The 18,663-nt window shown below is 69.8% G+C and carries 17 protein-coding genes; 15 read left to right on the plus strand and 2 right to left on the minus strand.

Annotated features, from left to right (window positions below):
• Window positions 1-143 precede the first annotated feature (143 nt).
• Complete coding sequence (locus tag ACT53Q_RS07000; protein WP_476185948.1) at window positions 144-896, minus strand: autoinducer binding domain-containing protein; 753 nt, start codon at window positions 894-896, stop codon at window positions 144-146.
• Window positions 897-1,172: 276 nt separating this feature from the next.
• On the opposite strand from ACT53Q_RS07000, the gene ACT53Q_RS07005 reads away from it, so the two are divergent.
• From ACT53Q_RS07005 to maiA, 4 genes are all read left to right on the plus strand, one after another.
• Window positions 1,173-1,919: a 2OG-Fe dioxygenase family protein gene (locus ACT53Q_RS07005; protein WP_476185949.1), complete on the plus strand. Its 747-nt coding sequence runs from the start codon at window positions 1,173-1,175 to the stop codon at window positions 1,917-1,919.
• Between the two features lie 129 nt (window positions 1,920-2,048).
• Window positions 2,049-3,032 (plus strand): fumarylacetoacetate hydrolase family protein, encoded by a 984-nt coding sequence (locus tag ACT53Q_RS07010; RefSeq protein ID WP_476185950.1) that lies wholly within the window; start codon window positions 2,049-2,051, stop codon window positions 3,030-3,032.
• Window positions 3,029-3,592 (plus strand): NADAR family protein, encoded by a 564-nt coding sequence (locus tag ACT53Q_RS07015; RefSeq protein WP_476185951.1) that lies wholly within the window; start codon window positions 3,029-3,031, stop codon window positions 3,590-3,592. Before ACT53Q_RS07010 ends, ACT53Q_RS07015 begins: the two co-directional genes overlap by 4 nt.
• Window positions 3,589-4,245 (plus strand): maleylacetoacetate isomerase, encoded by a 657-nt coding sequence (maiA, locus tag ACT53Q_RS07020; RefSeq protein ID WP_476185952.1) that lies wholly within the window; start codon window positions 3,589-3,591, stop codon window positions 4,243-4,245. Before ACT53Q_RS07015 ends, maiA begins: the two co-directional genes overlap by 4 nt.
• 78 nt (window positions 4,246-4,323) lie before the next feature.
• On the opposite strand, the gene ACT53Q_RS07025 is transcribed toward maiA, so the two are convergent.
• On the minus strand, window positions 4,324-5,454 hold the full coding sequence (locus ACT53Q_RS07025; RefSeq protein WP_476185953.1) for a PilT/PilU family type 4a pilus ATPase: 1,131 nt from the start codon (window positions 5,452-5,454) through the stop codon (window positions 4,324-4,326).
• Window positions 5,455-5,709: 255 nt separating this feature from the next.
• Here ACT53Q_RS07025 and ACT53Q_RS07030 point away from each other — a divergent pair, with 255 nt between their 5' ends.
• From ACT53Q_RS07030 to ACT53Q_RS07080, 11 genes are all read left to right on the plus strand, one after another.
• A complete protein-coding gene (locus tag ACT53Q_RS07030; RefSeq protein ID WP_476185954.1) occupies window positions 5,710-6,051 on the plus strand; it encodes a DUF4398 domain-containing protein in 342 nt (113 codons plus the stop codon).
• Entirely contained in the window at window positions 6,048-6,710 is a 663-nt protein-coding gene (locus tag ACT53Q_RS07035) for a hypothetical protein (RefSeq protein WP_476185955.1), read from the plus strand. The genes ACT53Q_RS07030 and ACT53Q_RS07035 overlap by 4 nt, the downstream gene beginning before the upstream one ends.
• A 484-nt stretch (window positions 6,711-7,194) precedes the next feature.
• Window positions 7,195-7,413: an HP1242/YdcH family protein gene (locus ACT53Q_RS07040; RefSeq protein WP_476185956.1), complete on the plus strand. Its 219-nt coding sequence runs from the start codon at window positions 7,195-7,197 to the stop codon at window positions 7,411-7,413.
• A gap of 175 nt (window positions 7,414-7,588) precedes the next feature.
• The gene (locus ACT53Q_RS07045) at window positions 7,589-8,989 is read left to right on the plus strand and encodes a pyridoxal-phosphate dependent enzyme (RefSeq protein WP_476185957.1); all 1,401 of its coding nucleotides are present in this window, start codon (window positions 7,589-7,591) and stop codon (window positions 8,987-8,989) included.
• 161 nt (window positions 8,990-9,150) lie between these two features.
• Entirely contained in the window at window positions 9,151-9,792 is a 642-nt protein-coding gene (locus ACT53Q_RS07050) for a CmcI family methyltransferase (RefSeq protein ID WP_476185958.1), read from the plus strand.
• 85 nt (window positions 9,793-9,877) lie between these two features.
• Complete coding sequence (locus ACT53Q_RS07055) at window positions 9,878-11,050, plus strand: cystathionine gamma-synthase (protein ID WP_476185959.1); 1,173 nt, start codon at window positions 9,878-9,880, stop codon at window positions 11,048-11,050.
• A gap of 7 nt (window positions 11,051-11,057) precedes the next feature.
• On the plus strand, window positions 11,058-11,891 hold the full coding sequence (locus ACT53Q_RS07060) for an ABC transporter permease (RefSeq protein WP_476185960.1): 834 nt from the start codon (window positions 11,058-11,060) through the stop codon (window positions 11,889-11,891).
• Window positions 11,881-13,260 carry an ABC transporter ATP-binding protein gene (locus ACT53Q_RS07065; RefSeq protein WP_476185961.1) on the plus strand — a complete coding sequence of 460 codons (1,380 nt, stop codon included), beginning with the start codon at window positions 11,881-11,883 and terminating at the stop codon, window positions 13,258-13,260. Before ACT53Q_RS07060 ends, ACT53Q_RS07065 begins: the two co-directional genes overlap by 11 nt.
• A 40-nt stretch (window positions 13,261-13,300) precedes the next feature.
• Window positions 13,301-13,888, plus strand: coding sequence for a methyltransferase domain-containing protein (locus tag ACT53Q_RS07070; RefSeq protein WP_476185962.1), 588 nt, complete (start codon window positions 13,301-13,303; stop codon window positions 13,886-13,888).
• Window positions 13,885-15,279, plus strand: a complete 1,395-nt coding sequence (locus ACT53Q_RS07075) for a class I SAM-dependent methyltransferase (protein WP_476185963.1) — start codon at window positions 13,885-13,887, stop codon at window positions 15,277-15,279. The genes ACT53Q_RS07070 and ACT53Q_RS07075 overlap by 4 nt, the downstream gene beginning before the upstream one ends.
• The gene (locus tag ACT53Q_RS07080) at window positions 15,276-18,662 is read left to right on the plus strand and encodes a glycoside hydrolase family 99-like domain-containing protein (RefSeq protein ID WP_476185964.1); all 3,387 of its coding nucleotides are present in this window, start codon (window positions 15,276-15,278) and stop codon (window positions 18,660-18,662) included. Before ACT53Q_RS07075 ends, ACT53Q_RS07080 begins: the two co-directional genes overlap by 4 nt.
• Window position 18,663: the final 1 nt, after the last annotated feature.

The following is an 18,663-nucleotide window of genomic DNA, read 5'->3' on the forward strand; positions in this document are numbered from 1 at the left end:
ACGGAAGCGTCCGGAAAAATCGCGGAGTCACATCATTCCGGCATCATTCCGGCATCGCGATGACATCCATCATTCGCTGTGGATGGAAAACAAAATGTGATTGTTTCCGGAAGTGCGCGAACGCACGCCGCGAAGGCCGCGTCTCAGGCGCGTTGGGAGACGATCAGGCCCAGCGAGATCGCGCGCGCGATCGCCGCCTGGCGGCCGCTGACGCCGAGCTTGTGGGTGGCGTTCTGCAGATGGAAGATCGACGTGCGCTCGCTGATGTTGAGCAACTGGCCGATTTCCCAGCTGGTCTTGCCCTCGGCGGCCCACGACAGGCATTCGCGTTCGCGCCGGGTGAGCGCCGGCAGCGGCGCGGGCGTGCGCGTGCGCAGGAACTGGCGCGCGGCTTCGTGCACGAAATGCGAAAGCAGGTGCAGGTCGGGCAGCATCGCCTCGAAGTCGCGGGCGCTGAGCGTGCGCGAGGAGAACGACATCAGGCCCCACGACACGCCCGGTCCGTGCAGGGGCACGCTCACGCCCTGGCGCAGGCCGAATTCGCGGGCCTCGCCGAACAGGTGCCGCACCCGTTGCAGGTGCGGATCGAGGATGCGGCGATGGTGCAGCTGCGCTTCTTCCCACGAGACCGGCGTGGCGTGGTCGTGGCAATGGCTGATCACCGGATCGATGCCGATGTAGTCCATCGTGAAGTAGTGCGTGACCCACTCTTCCGGATACGTGCCGAGGCGCAGCTGGTCCGGATGCTCGTTCACCAGCGGCAGGTCGACCGCGTAGAACCAGTAGTCGATGCCGAGCGGACGGATGATGCGCTCGATGTGGGCGCTGAGCGCTTCGGTGTTCGGCGCATCGGCGAACCCGCGCATGGTGTCGATGTCGATCGGCGTCCTGCTCATGACCCGTCCTGGTGACGCCAACGCGACGAAGGCGGTGGATGGCCGGACACGACAAGGGGGCGCTGCGCGATGAAACGCGGACGTGTCCCCCGGTCATGCCCGATCTTCACGCTAAAGTAACAGGCTTGTCGGGCTCTGCGAACCCGTCGGATCACGATGCAAACGATGTAACGTCGCATGCATGCAGTGACCGCGATCGCAAATCGCGACTTGATCGATATCATCTATCGCGACGCCTTTGTCGTGATGTCTTCCCTCGCTGTTCCGGATGTCTGCATGGTCGCCCTGTTTTCCGCTCCCTGTGCGCCGGCCGAGGCGCTCGCCGAACGCCTGACCGCCAACGGCTACGCCGTGTTCGCGCCGGAGGCCGTCGCCGCGCTGTGCGACGTGTCGACGGCGTCGCTCGACGCGCTGGTGCCGTCGTGGGATGACCTCCCGCCCGACGACTACCTGCGCGACGGCGGCCGCTATCGTCGTCGTCGCCATGGCTCCTTCGTCGTCGGCCGCGCGGGTGTCGTGCAGGCGCCGCATCGCGCGCACTACCAGTCGCTGGACTACAACGCGCTGCACGGCGGCCTGCAGCGCTGGTTCGCGCCGATCACGCCGGAGATCGTCGCGGCGCCGGCGTTCGTGCAGCTGATCGCAACCCTCGGCGCGCGGCTGCGCGGCGTCCGTGCGGTCGATCCGTGGTACGTCGAGGCGCACCAGTTCCGCATCGACACCACCGACGGCATCGGCCGGCCCACGCCCGAGGGCGCGCACCGCGACGGCGTCGACTTCGTGGCGGTGTTCCTGGTGGCTCGGCAGGCGATCCGCGGCGGCGAGACCCGCGTCTTCGACGCCCATGGCCCCGACGGCCAGCGCTTCACGCTGGATCGCCCCTGGAGCCTGCTGCTGCTGGACGACACCCGCGTGATCCACGAATCCACGCCGATCCAGCCGGCGGGCGAGGACGCCGGCCACCGCGACACGCTGGTGCTGACCTTCCGCGCGGGCGGGTTCCAGAGCGAGGGCGGCGATTGAACGTCTGCTCGGTGAGCGCCTGCCCGGTCAGCGCCTGCCGGGTGAGCGCCCGCCCGGCCGGAGCGCGACGCCCGGCACGGGCAATCAGTTACAATTGAAACCAATTCACAGCATCCGACCGAGGTCCCGATGAAGCTGGGTTCCCTGAAGGAGGGCGGCCGCGACGGCACCCTGATCGTCGTTTCCCGCGACCTCACCCGCGCCGTGCGCGCCGATGGCATCGCGCCGACGCTGCAGCGGGCGCTGGAGGACTGGTCGAACGCCGCGCCGCGCCTCAACGCGCTGTCCGAGGCGCTGAACGCCGGCACCGCCGAAGGCGCGTTCGACCTCGACCTGCAAACGTTGGCGGCGCCGCTGCCGCGGGCTTACGAGTTCGTCGACGGCTCGGCCTACCTGCCGCACGTCGAGCGCGTGCGTCGCGCCCGCGGCGCCGAGGTGCCGGAGAGCTTCTACGTCGACCCGCTGATGTACCAGGCGGTCAGCGCCGGCTTCTACGGCCCGCGCGACCCGGTGCGGGTGCCGAGCGAGGACTACGGCATCGATCTCGAAGCCGAGGTCGTGATCGTCACCGACGACGTGCCGATGGCGGTGACGCCCGCGCAGGCGGCCGAGCACATCCAGCTGATCGGCCTGGTCAACGACGTCTCGCTGCGCAACCTGATCCCGAACGAGCTGGCCAAGGGCTTCGGCTTCCTGCAGTCCAAGCCGCGCTCGGCGCTGTCGCCGGTGTTCGTCACCCCGGACGAGCTGGGCGACGCCTGGCAGGACAACAAGGTCCACCTGCCGCTGGTCACCCACATCAACGGCGCGTGGTTCGGTGCGCCGGAGGCCGGCGTCGACATGCAGTTCGACTTCGCCCAACTGCTCGCCCACGCCGCGAAGACGCGCCCGCTCAGCGCCGGCACGATCGTCGGCTCCGGCACGGTCGCCAACCAGGACACGTCGCTGGGCGCGTCCTGCTTCGCCGAGAAGCGCACGGTCGAGACGCTGGAGACCGGCAAGCCGGTCACGCCGTTCATGTCGTTCGGCGACGTGGTGCGGATCGAGATGCGCGCCCGCGACGGCGCGGACGTCTTCGGCGCGATCGAACAGCGGATCGAACGTCCGGCGTGAGTGCGCTGCCGGCGGACCTCGACGCCCTGCGCGCCCGGGTCGCCGCCGGCGAGACCTTCCGCTACCTGTGCTTCTGGGGCCATCGCGGGCGTGCCGACGGCGCGCCGTCGGCGGCCTGCTTCAGCCAGTGGTTCCCGGCGCCCTTCGTCGTCGACGGCCGGCGCTACGCCACCGCCGAGCACTGGATGATGGCGGAGAAGGCGCGGCTGTTCGGCGACGAGGCGGCGGTGGCGAAGGTGTTCGCGAAGGACGATCCCGCCGCCGCGAAGGCCGCCGGCCGCACGGTGCGCGGCTTCGACGAGGCGATCTGGCAGCGCCATCGTTTCGGGATCGTGGTCGCCGGCAATCTCGCGAAGTTCGGCCAGCATCCGGCGCTGGCGGCGTTCCTCGCCGCCACCGGCGACCGCATCCTGGTCGAGGCCAGCCCGGTCGATGCGGTCTGGGGGATCGGGCTTGCCGCCGACGACCCGGGCGCGCATGATCCGGACCGATGGCGGGGCGCCAATCTGCTGGGGTTCGCGTTGATGGACGTGCGCGCACGGCTCGGAGGGCAGGCATGAACGATCAGCTGAAGCTGCACGGCTACTGGCGCTCCAGCGCCGCCTACCGGGTGCGCATCGCGCTCAACCTCAAGGGCCTGGCGTACGAGCAGGTCCCGGTGCACCTGATCCGCGACGGCGGCGAGCAGCATCGCCCCGAGTACGCCGCGACCAACCCGCAGCGCCTGGTCCCGGTGCTGCAGCACGGCCAGCGCATGATCCGGCAGTCGCTGGCGATCATCGAATACCTCGACGAACTGTGGCCCGACCCGCCGGTGCTGCCGATCGCCCCGCGCGAGCGCGCCCGCGCCCGCGCGCTGGCGCTTCTGGTCGCCTGCGACATCCACCCGCTCAACAACCTGCGCGTGCTGCAGTACCTCGAGCGCGAATACAACGCACCGCTGTCCGAGCGCGACGCGTGGATCCGCCACTGGATCGAGGACGGCTTCCGCGCATTCGAGGCGCTGCTGGTCGAGGACCTGTCGCGCGGCGAGTTCTGCGAGGGCGAATCGCCCGGCATCGCCGACTGCTGCCTGATCCCGCAGGTCTACAACGCCCGCCGCTTCGGCGTGAACCTCGATCCGTATCCGAACATCCGCCGCATCGACGCGGCCTGCCTGGCGCTGCCGGCGTTCGACGCGGCGCGGCCCGAACTGCAGCCCGACGCGGCCTGATCCGCGCCCGCGTGCCGCCGTGCAACGCAAAATGCCCCGGTCTCCCGGGGCGTTTTCGCATCGCCGGACGGGCCGGCGTCAGTGCTGGAACGAGGACGTGCCGTCGCCGCCCTCGAACGCCACCGCGTAGGGGTCGTGCTCGGCGCCGGCGCCTTCGGACAGGCGGAACTTGAGGGCCAGGCCGTCGCGCGAGTCGGCGGCGCGCAGCGCTTCCTCCATGCTGATCTTGCTTTCCTTCGCCAGCCGGAACAGGCACTGGTCGAACGACTCCATGCCTTCCTCCAGCGTCTCTTCCATCGCCTGCTTGATCTCGTGCACCTGGCCGCGGCGCAGCAGGTCGCGGATCATCGGCGTGTTGATCAGCACTTCGACCGCGGGCAGGCGGCGGCCGTCGGTGCCGACCACGAGGCGCTGGCTGACCACCGCCTTGAGGTTCAGCGCCACGTTCATCAGCACGTTCTTGTGCGCGCTTTCCGGGAAGAAGTTGAGGATGCGCTCGATGGTCTGGTCGGCGTTGTTCGAGTGCAGCGTCGCCAGGCACAGGTGGCCGGTCTCGGCGAAGGCGATCGCCGCCTCCATCGTGGTGGCGTCCAGGATCTCGCCGATCAGGATCACGTCCGGCGCTTCGCGCATCGCGTTCTTCAGCGCGTTGTGGAAGGCGTGGGTGTCGAGGCCCACCTCGCGCTGGTTGACGATCGACTTCTTGTGCCGGTGCAGGTATTCGATCGGATCCTCGATGGTGAGGATGTGCCCGGCCGCCGTGGTGTTGCGGTAGTCGATCATCGATGCCAGCGTGGTCGACTTGCCCGAGCCGGTGGAGCCCACGATCAGCACCAGCCCGCGCGGCGCCATGATGACGTTCTTCAGCACCTGCGGGAGCTGCAGCTCCTCGATGCTCGGGATCACGCTGCGGATGGCGCGGATGACCATGCCGACTTCGCCGCGCTGCTTGAACACGTTGACGCGGAAGCGGCCGGCATCGGCCAGCGACAGCGCCATGTTGAGTTCCAGGTCGCGCTCGAAGTCGGGCACCTGGCCCTCGTCCATCAGCGAGTAGGCGATCTTCTTGACCATGCCCGGGGGCAGGCCGGTGTTGCCGAGCGGGTACAGCTTGCCTTCGACCTTGATGTGGACGGGTGCGCCGGTGGTCAGGAACATGTCCGAGGCGTTTTTGTCCGTCATCAGCTTGAGGAAATAGCCGATGTCCATCGATGAACCTCCCCCGTGAGGGTGCAGCCGTGACTGTTGGATGACTTGCCCCCCGGGCCGCCGGATGCCCGCGTTGCAACGGCCGGAAGGGGTGATGACAATGAGACGGCCGCAACGACCGCATTTCGGGCCAAAACCGAGACCGTGTTCCCACTCTGCCCCGACACGAACCCCATGCCCGCAAGCTTCGCACAAATGTCGCGCGTCCCGCAGCACCCGCGAAGGCTCCGCGATTTCCGCATTGCGGCATCGCTTGTGATCGCGCTCACGCTTCCGGTGATCGCCTCCGCGAAGACGCCGCCGCCCACGGTCGACATCGACGCCGCGCAGGCCGCGGTGCTGCGCGCCGAACGCGCGGATGCCGACCAGTACGCCGGTGATGCACTGCAGCGTGCGCGGGCCGCGCTGTCCGCCGCGCAGGTGGCGCTGAGCGCGCGCAAGAACGAGGACGCCGTCGCGCAGGCGCGGCTGGCCGCGGCGGAAGCGGACTACGCCCACGCCCGCAGCCGCGAGACCGCGCAGCAGGAGGAGCTCGCGCAGCGTCGCGCCGAGATCGCCGAACTGCGGCGCCGTCTCGGCATGGAGGCCGCGCCATGACCGCGCGCCGCACCTTCGCCGCAGCGCTGCTGGTGCTGGTGCTGGCGACGCCGGCCGCGGCCTTCGCCGCGCCGCCCGATCCGGATGTCGTCGCGCTCACGCAGCGGCTGCAGGCGATCGACACCGATGCCCAGCGCAATGCCTTCGCCGCCTACGAGCGGCTGCAGGCGCGGACCGCCGTGCAGGCGCTGCAGGACGCGAAGCGCAAGCAGCGCCCGCTGATGCTGCAGATCGCGCGGATGCGGGTCGAGACGGCCGAGATCGCGGCGCGCACCGAGGCCGGGCGCACCGCACTGACGCAACTGGAGACCGAGCGCAGCGAACTGCTGGTCGAGGCCAGCCGCCGCGACGCCGAGCGTGCCCGCGCCGAGGCCGAGCGCCTGCGGGTGGAGGCCCAGATCCGCGCCGAGGAGACCGAACGCCTGCGCGCCGAGGTCGAGGCCGAGTCGCGCAGCCGCCAGGAGGCCGAGGGCCTGCTCGACACGATGACCGCCGACGAGACCGAGAAGCTGCGTCTGGCCAAGGAGCGCGAGGCCGAACTGGCCCGCCAGGAAGCCGCGTTGAGCGCGGGGTCGAAGCCCGCCGGGGCTGCCAAGCCCAAGCCGAAACCGAAGCCGAAACCGGCCTCCCGGCCGAAGCCGAAACCGGCTTCCGGCTGACCTCGAAAGCCCCGGGATTCCGGGAAATTGATCCGTCGAATCAATGGCTTGGCCGCAGAAGGCCAAGCTTCCCGCATGGTGTCCACGGCACCCCGGTGGCGGTGCCGGAAAAAGATGATCCGGGCGCTTGCCGGGCGGCGACGGGAGGCGTAGTGTCGGAACTCCGGAGGCCCGTTCGCTTCCGGAGGAGTCGCGGCCCCGAGATGTTCCCGCACGACGCCAGCCAGGAGTCTGCCGCCGCAAGCCGGGCGGTTGCGGATGCCCCCGACCGGGGTATCCGCCGCGTGGTGCCACGATTTCCGCATGCAGCGCCCCGTGCCTTCGCCGGCCGGGGCGTTTTCGTGTCCGGCCCCCGGCATGCCGCCGCCGGGCCGTCGTTTCTCCCTCTCCCCCATCGTGTTTCCAAGCCTGTTTCCCCACCTTGTCCACACCCGTGGCCGGGCCGTCGTGGCCGGGCCCGTCATTCCCTCGTGAGGAGGATTCCATGTTCGAAGGGCAACCGCAGACCGAAGTCGAAGCGCTGATGAAGGCCAACACCGAGTTCCGCCAGCTGTACCAGCGCCACAAGGAGCTGGACAAGCAGGTGCTGGACGCCGAGCTCGGCGTGCTGCCGGTGGACGACACCCGGCTGGCCCAGATGAAGCGCGAAAAGCTCGCGGCGAAGGATCGCCTGACCCGGATGTACGACGAACTGCACCACTGAGGCAGCCGAGTCCGTCCGATCCGCACCCGGCGGATCCGCGGACGGCGACGGGGCAGGGCCGAGGCGCCCGCCCGTCGTCGTCCGCAGGCCGGAGCAACTCCGGCCCGGCGCCCATCCCGTGCACCGCGACGGCGATGCGATAATCCGGCCTTTCCTCCAGCGAGCCGGTGCCGGCATGTCGAAGTCCCCGTCGAATCCTCCCGCGGTCCGTGATTCCGTCCTCGAACTGATCGCCGACACCCCGATCGTCCGCGCCCACCGCCTCGACGCGGGCGTGTGCAACCTCTTCCTCAAGCTCGAAAGCCAGAATCCCGGCGGCTCCATCAAGGACCGCATCGGCCTGCGCATGATCGAGGCCGCCGAGCAGCGCGGCGACATCAAGCCCGGCGACACGCTGGTCGAAGGCACCGCCGGCAACACCGGCATCGGCCTGGCGCTGGTCGCGCAGCAGAAGGGCTACAAGCTGATCCTGGTCGTCCCGGACAAGATGAGCCGGGAGAAGATCTTCAACCTGAAGGCGATGGGCGCCGAAGTGGTGCTCACCCGGTCGGACGTGGCCAAGGGCCATCCCGACTACTACCAGGACATGGCCAAGCGCATCGCCGACGAGACGCCCGGCGCCTACTTCATCAACCAGTTCGGCAATCCCGACAACCCGGCCGCGCACGAGCACGGCACCGGCCCGGAAATCCTGGCGCAGATGGCCGGCGTCGGCGGCCTGGACGCGATCGTCTTCGGCTGCGGCAGCTCGGGCACGATGAGCGGCCTGTCGCGCTGCTTCGCGACGCATTCGCCGCATACCGAACTCGTGCTCGCCGACCCGGTCGGCTCGATCCTCGCCGAATACATCAACGAAGGCACGCTCAGCGAGAAGTCCGGCAGCTGGATGGTGGAAGGCATTGGCGAGGACTTCCTGCCGTCGATTTCCGACTTCAGCCGCGTGAAGCAGGCCTTCGCGATCACCGACAAGGAAAGCTTCCTCGCCGCGCGCGAACTGCTGCGCTGCGAAGGCGTGCTCGGCGGTTCGTCCACCGGCACGCTGCTGGCCGCCGCGCTGAAATACTGCCGCGCACAGACCACGCCGAAGAACGTGCTGGTGTTCGTGTGCGACACCGGCAACAAGTACCTGTCGAAGCAGTACAACGATTACTGGATGCTGGACAACGGCTTCCTCGCCCGCGACAGCCACGGCGACCTGCGCGACCTGATCCTGCGCCCGTACAACCGCCGCGACACCGTGGTGGTGGGGCCGCGCGACCTGCTGGTCACCGCCTACCAGCGCATGAAGCTCTACGAGATCTCGCAGCTGCCGGTGATGGACGGCGACCGCATCGTGGGCATCCTCGACGAAAGCGACGTGCTGCTGCACGTCTACGGCGACGAGACCCGCTTCCGCGACCCGGTGTCGACGGCGATGGTCAGCAAGCTCGACATCCTCGACGTGCGCTCCCCGGTCGAGGCCCTGCTGCCGGTGTTCGACCGCGGCCATGTCGCCATCGTCATGGACGGCGACCTCTTCCTGGGCCTGATCACCCGGATCGACTTGCTGAACTGGCTGCGCCGTCGCGTTCAGTAACCGGCCCGGGCCGGTCCGGGCCCGATGCTACAATTCGCCCCGTTTTCGCGGGCCGGACGCCTTGCGGCGCGTCCGGCTTGCGGCGGGGCGGCCGGGCTCGCCCAGCCTCCGCCCGGCGCCCGGCAGCGGCCGACTCACCTTTGACCCGGATTGCGAAGTTCATGAGTCTCCACCTCGAATCCAGCCTCGCCACGCCCCTCGGCGACGTGCTGGAGATCATGCAGAAGCGCATCATCGACGGCCGCACCACCTACTTCGGGGTGCAGACGCAGAAGAATCCGCTGGACCTGTGGGTCTACCAGGAACTCATCGTCGCCCGTCCGCCGGACGTCATCGTCGAGATCGGCAACAAGTACGGCGGCAGCGCGCTGGCGCTCGCGCACCTGCTCGATCGCCTCGGCCATGGCCGCATCATCGCCATCGACATCGATCACACGCCCTTGCAGCCTGCCGCGAAGGCGCATCCGCGCATCACGTTCCTCGAAGGCGATGCCTGCGCGCTGGTCGACCAAGTGAAGGCGATGATCCCGCCCGGTGCCGAAGTGCTGGTGATCGAGGACAGTTCGCACACCTACGACAACACGCTCGGCGTGCTGCGCGCGTATTCGGATCTCGTCAGGCCGGGCGGCCATTTCATCGTCGAGGATTCGATCTGCCACCACGGCCTGGACGTCGGCCCGTCGCCTGGCCCCTTCGAGGCGATCGAGACGTTCGTCGACGAGAACCCGGCGTTCGAGATCGACCGCAGCCGCGAGTCGTTCCTGATCACCTGGAATCCGAAGGGTTATCTGCGCAGGCGGTGATCCGCCGCCGCGGGCGCGCGATCGCGACCGCGATGCATCCACTCAACGACTGCGGCCCACGTGCCGCGACCAAGGAAACCACGGCATGAGCGTTGATCACGATCGAGAGCAGCAGTGGGGCCCCGGCACCCGCGCGATCCATGCGGGGCAGTCGCCCGATCCCAGCACCGGCGCCGTCATGCCGCCGATCTACGCGACCTCGACCTACGCCCAGAGCAGCCCGGGCGTGCACCAGGGTTTCGAGTATTCGCGCACCCACAATCCCACGCGCTTCGCCTACGAGCGCTGCGTGGCCGGGCTGGAAGGCGGCACCCGCGGCTTCGCGTTCGCGTCCGGGCTGGCGGCGACCTCGACGATTCTCGAGTCGCTCGATACCGGCAGCCACGTCGTCTGCATGGACGACGTCTACGGCGGCACCTTCCGCCTGTTCGAGCGCGTGCGCCGGCGCAGCGCCGGCCTCGATTTCAGCTTCGTCGACCTGACCGATCCGGCCGCGTTCGAGGCCGCGATCCGCCCGAACACGCGCATGGTCTGGGTGGAAACCCCGACCAACCCGATGCTCAAGATCGTCGACCTGCGCGCGATCAGTGCGATCGCGAAGAAGCACGGCCTGCGCATGGTCGTCGACAACACGTTCGCCTCGCCGATCCTGCAGCGCCCGCTGGAACACGGCGCCGACATCGTCATGCATTCGGCGACGAAGTACCTCAACGGCCACTCCGACATGGTCGGCGGCATGGTGGTGGTCGGCGACGACACCGAACTCGCCGAGCAGCTCGCCTTCCTGCAGAACTCGGTCGGCGCGGTGCAGGGGCCGTTCGACAGCTTCCTCGCGCTGCGCGGCCTGAAGACGCTGCACCTGCGCATGAAGGCGCACTGCGAGAACGCGCAGGCGCTGGCCGAGTGGCTGTCGACGCACGCCGCGGTCGAGCAGGTGATCTATCCCGGTCTCGCCGCGCATCCGCACCACGCGCTGGCCGCGCGGCAGATGGACGGCTTCGGCGGCATCGTTTCGGTGCGCATCAAGGGCGGTTACGCCGGCGCGCAGCGCTTCTGCGAACGCACCGAGCTGTTCACGCTCGCCGAATCCCTCGGCGGCGTGGAAAGCCTCGTGAACCATCCCGCGGTGATGACCCACGCGTCGGTGCCGGTCGAACGCCGCGCTGCGCTCGGCATCCACGACGACCTCGTCCGCCTCAGCGTGGGCGTGGAAACGCTGGACGACCTGCGCCACGACCTCGCGCACGCGCTGGCCTGAGCCACCGATGCACGTCCACGCGCCACCGCCAGCGACCCCCGGCAGTCTGCTGACCGGTTTCTGGCGCGAGCGTCGCCTGATCGGGCAGTTGATCAAGCGCGAAGTGCTGGGGCGCTACCGCGGCTCGTTCATGGGCGTGGCGTGGTCGTTCCTGTCGCCGATCCTGATGCTGGTGGTCTACACCTTCGTGTTCTCGGTCGTGTTCCAGGCCAAGTGGCCCGGGATGATGGACACCGGCGGCAAGACCCGCTTCGCGCTGCTGCTGTTCGTCGGCGTGATCGCGCACGGCCTCGTCGCCGAAGCGATCACCAAGGCGCCGGCGCTGGTGGTGGGCAACGCGAACTACGTGAAGAAGGTGGTGTTTCCGCTGGAAACGCTGGGCTGGAGCCTCGTCGGCGCCGCGGCGTTCCATGCCTGCGTCAGCCTGCTGATCCTGCTCGTGGCGAAGTGGCTGCTGGAAGGCTGGGTGCCGCTCACCGCGTGGTGGCTGCCGGTGGTGCTGCTGCCGCTGGGCTTCATTGCGCTGGGGGCGGCCTGGCTGTTCGCGGCGCTGGGCGTGTTCATCCGCGACATCGCGCAGCTCACCGGCGTGTTCGCGACCGTGCTGATGTTCCTCTCGCCGGTGTTCTATCCGATCGCCGCGTTGCCCGAGCAGTACCGCGGCTGGGTCGAGCTCAATCCGCTGACCATCGCGATCGAGCAGAGCCGCGGGGTGCTGTTCGCCGGCACCGCGCCGGACGCGATGCTGCTGGTGTGGTTCTATCTCGGCAGCCTCGTCTTCATGGCGCTGGGCTACGCCTGGTTCCAGGTCACGCGCCGGGGGTTCGCCGATGTCCTCTGACCGCGCGCAAGCCGCTGCGCATCAAGCTGGCGAACCGGCCATCGTCGTCGCCGGCGTGTCCAAGTGCTATCCGCTGTACGAGCGCCCGGAGAATCGCCTGAAGCAGGCGATCGTGCCGCGCCTGCAGCGTGCGGTCGGGATGACGCCGTCGACGTTCTTCCGCGAAGCCTGGGCGCTGCGCGACGTGTCGTTCGAGATCGCGCGCGGCGAGACGGTCGGCATCATCGGCCGCAACGGCTCGGGCAAGTCGACGCTGCTGCAGACGATCTGCGGCACGCTGACGCCCACCGCCGGCCGCGTGGAAACGAGCGGCCGCGTCGGAGCGCTGCTGGAACTGGGCAGCGGCTTCAACCCGGAATTCACCGGGCGCGAGAACGTGCACATGAACGCGGCGATCCTCGGCATGTCGCCGGAGGAGATCGCCGCGAAGTACGACGCCATCGTCGCCTTCGCCGACATCGGCGAGTTCATCGACCAGCCGGTCAAGACCTACTCCAGCGGCATGTACGTGCGCCTGGCGTTCGCGGTGATCGCGCACGCCGACGCCGACCTGCTGGTGGTCGACGAGGCGCTGTCGGTCGGCGACGTGTTCTTCGCGCAGAAGTGCATGCGCTTCCTGCGCGACTTCCAGAAGCGCGGCACGGTGCTGTTCGTCAGCCACGACGCCGCGGCGATCGTGAACCTCTGCGATCGCGCGATCTGGCTGGATCGCGGCCGCGTGGCGATGGACGGCCCGGCGAAGGCGGTGTGCGAGGCCTACCACGCGAATTTCTACGGCCATGCGCCAACCGCGCCGGTCGCGGCCGAGGCGCCGTCGCCAGCGGCGCTCGCCGCGCACGACGAGCTCGATGGCGGCGATCCGACGCTGGACGCGAGCACCGCCCGCGTCTTCGCCTTCGATCCCGCGCAGGCCGGCTTCGGCGACGGCCGCGCCTGCATCGACACGGTGCGCTTCGAGGACGCGTCCGGAAAGCCGCTCGCGCAGGTGAGCGGCGGCGAAGTGGTGCGGCTGGTGGTCGAGGCCCGCACTGATGCCGCGCTGGCCAGTCCGATCGTGGGCTTCTTCTTCAAGGACCGGCTGGGCCAGCAACTGTTCGGCAAGCACACTTGGCAGGAACATGCCCGGTCGGTGGACACCGTCGCCGGCGGCGCGCTGCGCGCGATGTTCGAATTCCGGATGCCCTATCTGCCGCGCGGGCGCTACACGGTCGATGTCGCCGTTGCCGACGGCTCGCACTTCGAGCATGTCCAGGCGGCCTGGGTCTACGACGCGGTGGCGCTGGAGTCCGTCGCCAGCACGATAGTCTCCGGCCTGATCGGGCTTCCCTTCCGTTCGATTACGCTGGAGGCCCGCGAGCGTCGCGGCTGAGTCCCGCGGCGGCGCCGGTCCCACGACACGAGGCACGCCCTTGCATACCAGTTCCTACCAACACATGCAGCGCCTGGTGTCGACGCACCTCGATCGCGCGCAGGCGCTCCGGGTGATCGACATCGGCTCGTACGACGTCAACGGCTCGTACCGCACGCTGTTCGACGCGCCGGGCTGGCAGTACACCGGCATCGATCTCGAAGCCGGCCCCGGCGTCGACGTGGTGCTGACCTCGCCGTACCGCCTGCCGTTCGCCGACGCCAGCGTCGACCTGGTGATCTCCGGGCAGGCGTTCGAGCACGTCGAGTTCTTCTGGATGACGTGGCTGGAGATGGTCCGCGTGCTGAAGCCGGGCGGCCGGATCTTCCTCATCGCGCCCTCGCGCGGCCCCGAGCATCGCTATCCGCAGGACTGCTGGCGTTTCTATCCCGACGGCTATCGCGCACTGGCGAAATTCGGCCGCTGCGAACTGGTCGAGGTCTCCACCGACTGGGAACCGCATCCCGACCCGGGCAGCGGCCCGTGGGGCGACACCGTCGGCGTGTTCCGCGTCGGTCGTCGCGGTTGGCGCGAGCGCATCGCGCTCGGCCTCGTGCGGCGCGGGTTGGCCATGCAGGTGCGCGGATGAGCGACGCACTCCGCAGCGCGCTCGCGCTCGATGCCGGCATGTCGATGCGGCCGCGGCACGTGCCGCCGAGCGCGTGGACCGGCCACCTGCCGTTCGCATTCTGGTCGGTGGAGGAAGCGCGGCCGCGCGTCTTCGTCGAACTCGGCAGCCACAACGGCACGTCGTACCTCGCGTTCTGCCAGGCGGTCGCGCGCTGCGGGCTGGAGACGAAGTGCTTCGCGGTCGACACGTGGCAGGGCGACGAGCACGCCGGCTTCTACGGCGACGAGGTGCTGCAGGCGCTGGCCGCGCACCACGACCCGCTGTATGGCGGTTTCTCGACGCTGATGCGGATGACCTTCGACGAGGCGCTGGCGTATTTCAGCGACGGCTCGGTCGACCTGCTGCACATCGACGGCCTGCACACCTACGAAGCGGTGAAGCACGATTTCGAGAGCTGGCGGCCGAAGCTGTCGTCGCGCGGCGTGGTGCTGTTCCACGACACGATGGTGCGCGAGCGCGGTTTCGGCGTGTGGAAGCTCTGGGAAGAGCTGCGCGCGCAATATCCGTCATTCGAATTCCGGCACAGCCACGGCCTCGGCGTGCTGCTGGTCGGCGACGAGGCGCCGCAGGCGTTCCGCCAACTCGCCGCACTCGCCGGCACCGACGCCGAAGTGCCGGTGCTGCACCTGTTCGAGGCATTGGGCGCGCGGATCATCGCCGAGGCGCGGGCAGACGCCGCCGAAGGCCATCTCGCGCAGGCGCTGCAGGATGCGCAGAACGCGATGAAGGCCGCGGGCGAGGCCCACGACTATCTCGCAGGGCGCATCCGCACGCTGGAAGGCGAGCGCGACGCGCTGAACGCGGCGCTCGCCGCCGCGCAGGACGAACGCCGCAATGCCGACGCCGCGCAGCACGCACAGCACGCCGCCGAACGCGCCGCGCTGGAAGCGCGGATCGCGACACTGATGAGCGCCGCCGATGCCGCACACGCGCAGGCGACGGCGCTCGAGGCCGACCTGCGTGCGGCGCGCGAGGTGCACGCGACGCTCGACGCCGCACTGCAGCGCAGCGCTGCCGAACAGGAAACGCTGCGGGCGACGCTCGCCGCGTCCGAGCAGGCTGCTGCCGCGCGTGACGCGGTGTTCGCCGCGAGCGTCGACACGCTGCGCACTGCGCTGGCCGGACGCGAGGCCGATCTCGCGGCGCGCGATGCCGCGCTGGCCGAACACCGCGCGACGATCGCCGATCGCGATGCGGCCCTGACGGCGCGTGCCGTGACGATCGCCGACCGCGACACCGCGCTCGCCGACGCCCGTGCGCAGATTGCCGCGTTGCTGGCCTCCACCAGCTGGAAGATCACCTCACCGGCGCGGTGGCTGTCCGGCCTGCTGCGGGGACGACGCGCATGACGTCGCTGCGGACGCTCGTCGGTCGTGCAGTGCAGGGCGTGTACCGCGCGGTGCCCGTGTCCTGGGAACTGCGGCTCGCGGTGAAGGACGCGGTGTTCATCGCGCTGGCGCCGCTGCTGTCGAACACCAACGTCTACAAGCGCTGGCATGCGTTCCGCGGTCGCCGGCTCGCGCTCGCCGCGACGCGTGCCGCCGATCCCGTGCAGACCGTGCCGGTCGGGCACAACGGCGCCGAGACCGTCGCCGCCGCGCCGCCCGCGCATGCGCGCTGGATGCACGACGTGCTCGCGAACGCGCGCGTGCCGCGCAGCGCGCACTACGTGTCCGCGCCCGCGTCGGCGCCGCCCGCGGCGGTGCGCGCGAAGGCGATCGCGTTCTACCTGCCGCAGTTCCATCCGATCGCCGAAAATGATGCGTGGTGGGGCCGCGGCTTCACCGAGTGGACCAACGTCGGCAAGGCCGTGCCGCAGTTCGTCGGCCACGAGCAGCCGAAGCTGCCGGGCGAACTCGGCTACTACGACCTGCGCGTGATCGACGTGATGCGTCGCCAGGCCGAACTGGCGCGCCTGCACGGCGTGCACGGCTTCTGCTTCCACCACTACTGGTTTGCCGGGCGCCGCCTGCTGGAGCGGCCGCTGGACCAGCTGATCGCGCATCCCGACATCGACCTGCCGTTCTGCCTCTGCTGGGCGAACGAGAACTGGACGCGGCGGTGGGACGGCCACGACGCCGACATCCTGCTCGGCCAGAACTACTGCGACGAAAGCGACGAGCGCTTCATCCGCGACCTCGAGCCGTACCTGCGCGATCCGCGCTACATCCGCATCGATGGCCGCCTGCTGGTGATCATGTACCGGCCGTCGCTGCTGCCCGACGCGCGCCGCACGCTGGAGACCTGGCGCCGCCACGCGCGCGAGGCCGGCCTGGGCGAACTGTTCCTGGCGATGGTGCAGTTCGACGTCGACGATCCGCGCACCTACGGCTTCGACGCGGCGCTGGAATTCCCGCCGCACAAGGTCGCGCGCGGCCTGCCGCCGATCAACGCCACGCTGGACATCGTCAATCCCGACTACGCCGGCATCGTCGTCGACTACCGCGAGATGGTCGAGAACGCGCTGCACTGGCCGAAGGAAGACTATCCGCTGTTCCGCGCGGTCGCGCCGAGCTGGGACAACGAGGCGCGGAAACCGGGCAAGGGTTACACCTTCGCCCACGCCTCGCCGCCGGAATACGCGCGCTGGCTCGATGCCGCGGTCGGCTACGCCGAGCAGCATCCGGTGGCCGGCGAGCGCGTGGTGTTCGTCAACGCCTGGAACGAGTGGGCGGAAGGCGCGATGCTCGAACCCGACGCGCGCCATGGCTACGCGCACCTCGCCGCCACGCGCCGCGTGCTGGCGACGGTGCCCGATCGCGGGCGCATCGCGCTGATCTCGCACGACGCGCACCCGCACGGCGCGCAGTACCTCGCGCTCAACCTCGTGCGCGAATGGACGCGCATCGGCTTCCAGGTCGATCTGCTGCTGCAGGGCGAGGGGCGACTCGAATCCGAATTCGAGGCGGTCTGCCGCGTGCACCGGCTGTATGCGATGACGCCGGACGCGATCGCCGCGCTCGCGCGCGACCTGCGCGCGCAGGGCTGCGATGCGCTGGTCGCCAACACCGCGGTGTCCGGACGGGTGACGCCGATCTTCGCCGCCGCCGGCCTGCGCATCGTCGCGCTGGTGCACGAACTGCCGGGCGTGATCGCGCAATACGGGCTGCAGTCCGCGGTCGCCGCGCTGGCGCGCGACAGCGTCGCCGTGGTGGTCGCGGCCGAGGACGTGCGCGACGGCCTGCGCGCGTCGTGGCCCGCGGACGTGGCGCAGGACAAGCTCGTGCTGCGGCCGCAGGGCCTGTTCACCCGCAGCCGTTACCGTGGCGGGGTGAATCGCGACGTCGCCCGTCGCCGGCTGCGCGAGAAGTTCGGCCTGTCGCCCGATGCGCGCATCGTCGTGGCCGTGGGCTACGCCGATCGCCGCAAGGGTGTGGACCTGCTGGCGCAGGCGATGGCGCGCTGTTGTGCGCACCATGCCGACACGCATGCGATCTGGGTCGGGCATCGCGACGTCGACCTGCAGCCGGAGGTCGACGCACTGCTGGCGCAGGCGGGCATCGCCGATCGCTTCCATTTCGCCGGCCTCGATTTCGAGACCGACGACTTCTACGCCGGCGCCGATGTCTACGCGCTGACCTCGCGCGAGGACCCGTTCCCGTCGGTGGTGCTGGAAAGCCTCGCGGTCGGCACGCCGGTGGTCGCGTTCGCCGGTACCGGCGGCGGTGCGCGTCTGGTCGAGACGCATGGCGCGGGCCGCACCGTGCCGGCGCTGGACGTGGCCGCGTACGCCGACGCGCTCGACGCATTGCTCGACGATGCGGCGCTGCGCAGCGCCTGCGGTGAGGCCGGGATCGCGCTGATCGATCGCGACTTCTCGTTCCGCGAGTACGCGCTGGCGTTGGCCGCCATGGCCGGCCGCCCGCTGTCGCGGGTGTCGGTGGTGGTGCCGAACTACAACTACGCGCGCTACCTGCCGTCGCGGCTGGCGAGCATCGCCGAGCAGACCTGGCCGGTCGCCGAACTGCTGGTGCTGGACGACGCCTCCACGGACGACAGCGTCGCCGTGCTGCACGCGCTGCGTCGCGACCTGCATCCCGAGCCGCGGATCGTCGTCAACGCGGCCAACTCCGGCTCGGTGTTCCGGCAGTGGCGCAAGGGCGTGGAGCTGGCGACCGGCGACTACGTGTGGATCGCCGAGGCCGACGACCTCGCGAAGCCGGCGCTGCTCGACACGCTGGTCGCCGCGCTCGACGCGCATCCGGAGGTGGCGATGGCCTACTGCGAGTCGGAAGCGATCGACGCCGACGGCGCGCTGCTGATGCCCGACTACCGCGCCTACACCGGCGAGCTGTCGGCGACGAAGTGGACCGCGGCCTACACCGCGAGCGGTGCCGACGAAGCGGCGCAGGCGCTGGCGGTGAAGAACACGATCCCGAACGTCAGCGCGGTGCTGTTCCGCCGCGAGGCATTGCTGGCGGTGCTGCGCGAGCACGAGGACGAGATCTGCGGCTATCGCGTCGCCGGCGACTGGGTGGCCTACATCTACCTGCTGGCGCGCGGCGGCATCCACTACGTGCCGGCGGCGCTGAACCGGCACCGCCGCCATCGCACCAGCGTGACCTCCGATGCCGACCTCGCGCGCCACTGCGACGAGGTCGCCCGTGCGCAGGCCGTCGCCGCGCGCGTGTTCACGCTCGACGCCGACGTGCGCGAACACGCCGCCGACTACGTGCGCGGCCTGCGCAAGCAGTTCGGATTGTCCGATGTCGCCCAGACGGAGGCGGGCTGAG

The sequence above is a fragment of the Lysobacter sp. DMC97 genome (assembly GCF_056313745.1).

What these genes read in the sequence shown, in the direction of transcription:
- ACT53Q_RS07000 (WP_476185948.1), bottom strand. Translation starts at nt 896, where the DNA reads ATGAGCAGGACGCCGATCGACATCGACACCATGCGCGGGTTCGCCGAT.
- ACT53Q_RS07005 (WP_476185949.1), top strand. Translation starts at nt 1,173, where the DNA reads ATGGTCGCCCTGTTTTCCGCTCCCTGTGCGCCGGCCGAGGCGCTCGCC.
- ACT53Q_RS07010 (WP_476185950.1), top strand. Translation starts at nt 2,049, where the DNA reads ATGAAGCTGGGTTCCCTGAAGGAGGGCGGCCGCGACGGCACCCTGATC.
- maiA (WP_476185952.1), top strand. Translation starts at nt 3,589, where the DNA reads ATGAACGATCAGCTGAAGCTGCACGGCTACTGGCGCTCCAGCGCCGCC.
- ACT53Q_RS07025 (WP_476185953.1), bottom strand. Translation starts at nt 5,454, where the DNA reads ATGGACATCGGCTATTTCCTCAAGCTGATGACGGACAAAAACGCCTCG.
- ACT53Q_RS07035 (WP_476185955.1), top strand. Translation starts at nt 6,048, where the DNA reads ATGACCGCGCGCCGCACCTTCGCCGCAGCGCTGCTGGTGCTGGTGCTG.
- ACT53Q_RS07040 (WP_476185956.1), top strand. Translation starts at nt 7,195, where the DNA reads ATGTTCGAAGGGCAACCGCAGACCGAAGTCGAAGCGCTGATGAAGGCC.
- ACT53Q_RS07045 (WP_476185957.1), top strand. Translation starts at nt 7,589, where the DNA reads ATGTCGAAGTCCCCGTCGAATCCTCCCGCGGTCCGTGATTCCGTCCTC.
- ACT53Q_RS07050 (WP_476185958.1), top strand. Translation starts at nt 9,151, where the DNA reads ATGAGTCTCCACCTCGAATCCAGCCTCGCCACGCCCCTCGGCGACGTG.
- ACT53Q_RS07055 (WP_476185959.1), top strand. Translation starts at nt 9,878, where the DNA reads ATGAGCGTTGATCACGATCGAGAGCAGCAGTGGGGCCCCGGCACCCGC.
- ACT53Q_RS07060 (WP_476185960.1), top strand. Translation starts at nt 11,058, where the DNA reads ATGCACGTCCACGCGCCACCGCCAGCGACCCCCGGCAGTCTGCTGACC.
- ACT53Q_RS07065 (WP_476185961.1), top strand. Translation starts at nt 11,881, where the DNA reads ATGTCCTCTGACCGCGCGCAAGCCGCTGCGCATCAAGCTGGCGAACCG.
- ACT53Q_RS07075 (WP_476185963.1), top strand. Translation starts at nt 13,885, where the DNA reads ATGAGCGACGCACTCCGCAGCGCGCTCGCGCTCGATGCCGGCATGTCG.
- ACT53Q_RS07080 (WP_476185964.1), top strand. Translation starts at nt 15,276, where the DNA reads ATGACGTCGCTGCGGACGCTCGTCGGTCGTGCAGTGCAGGGCGTGTAC.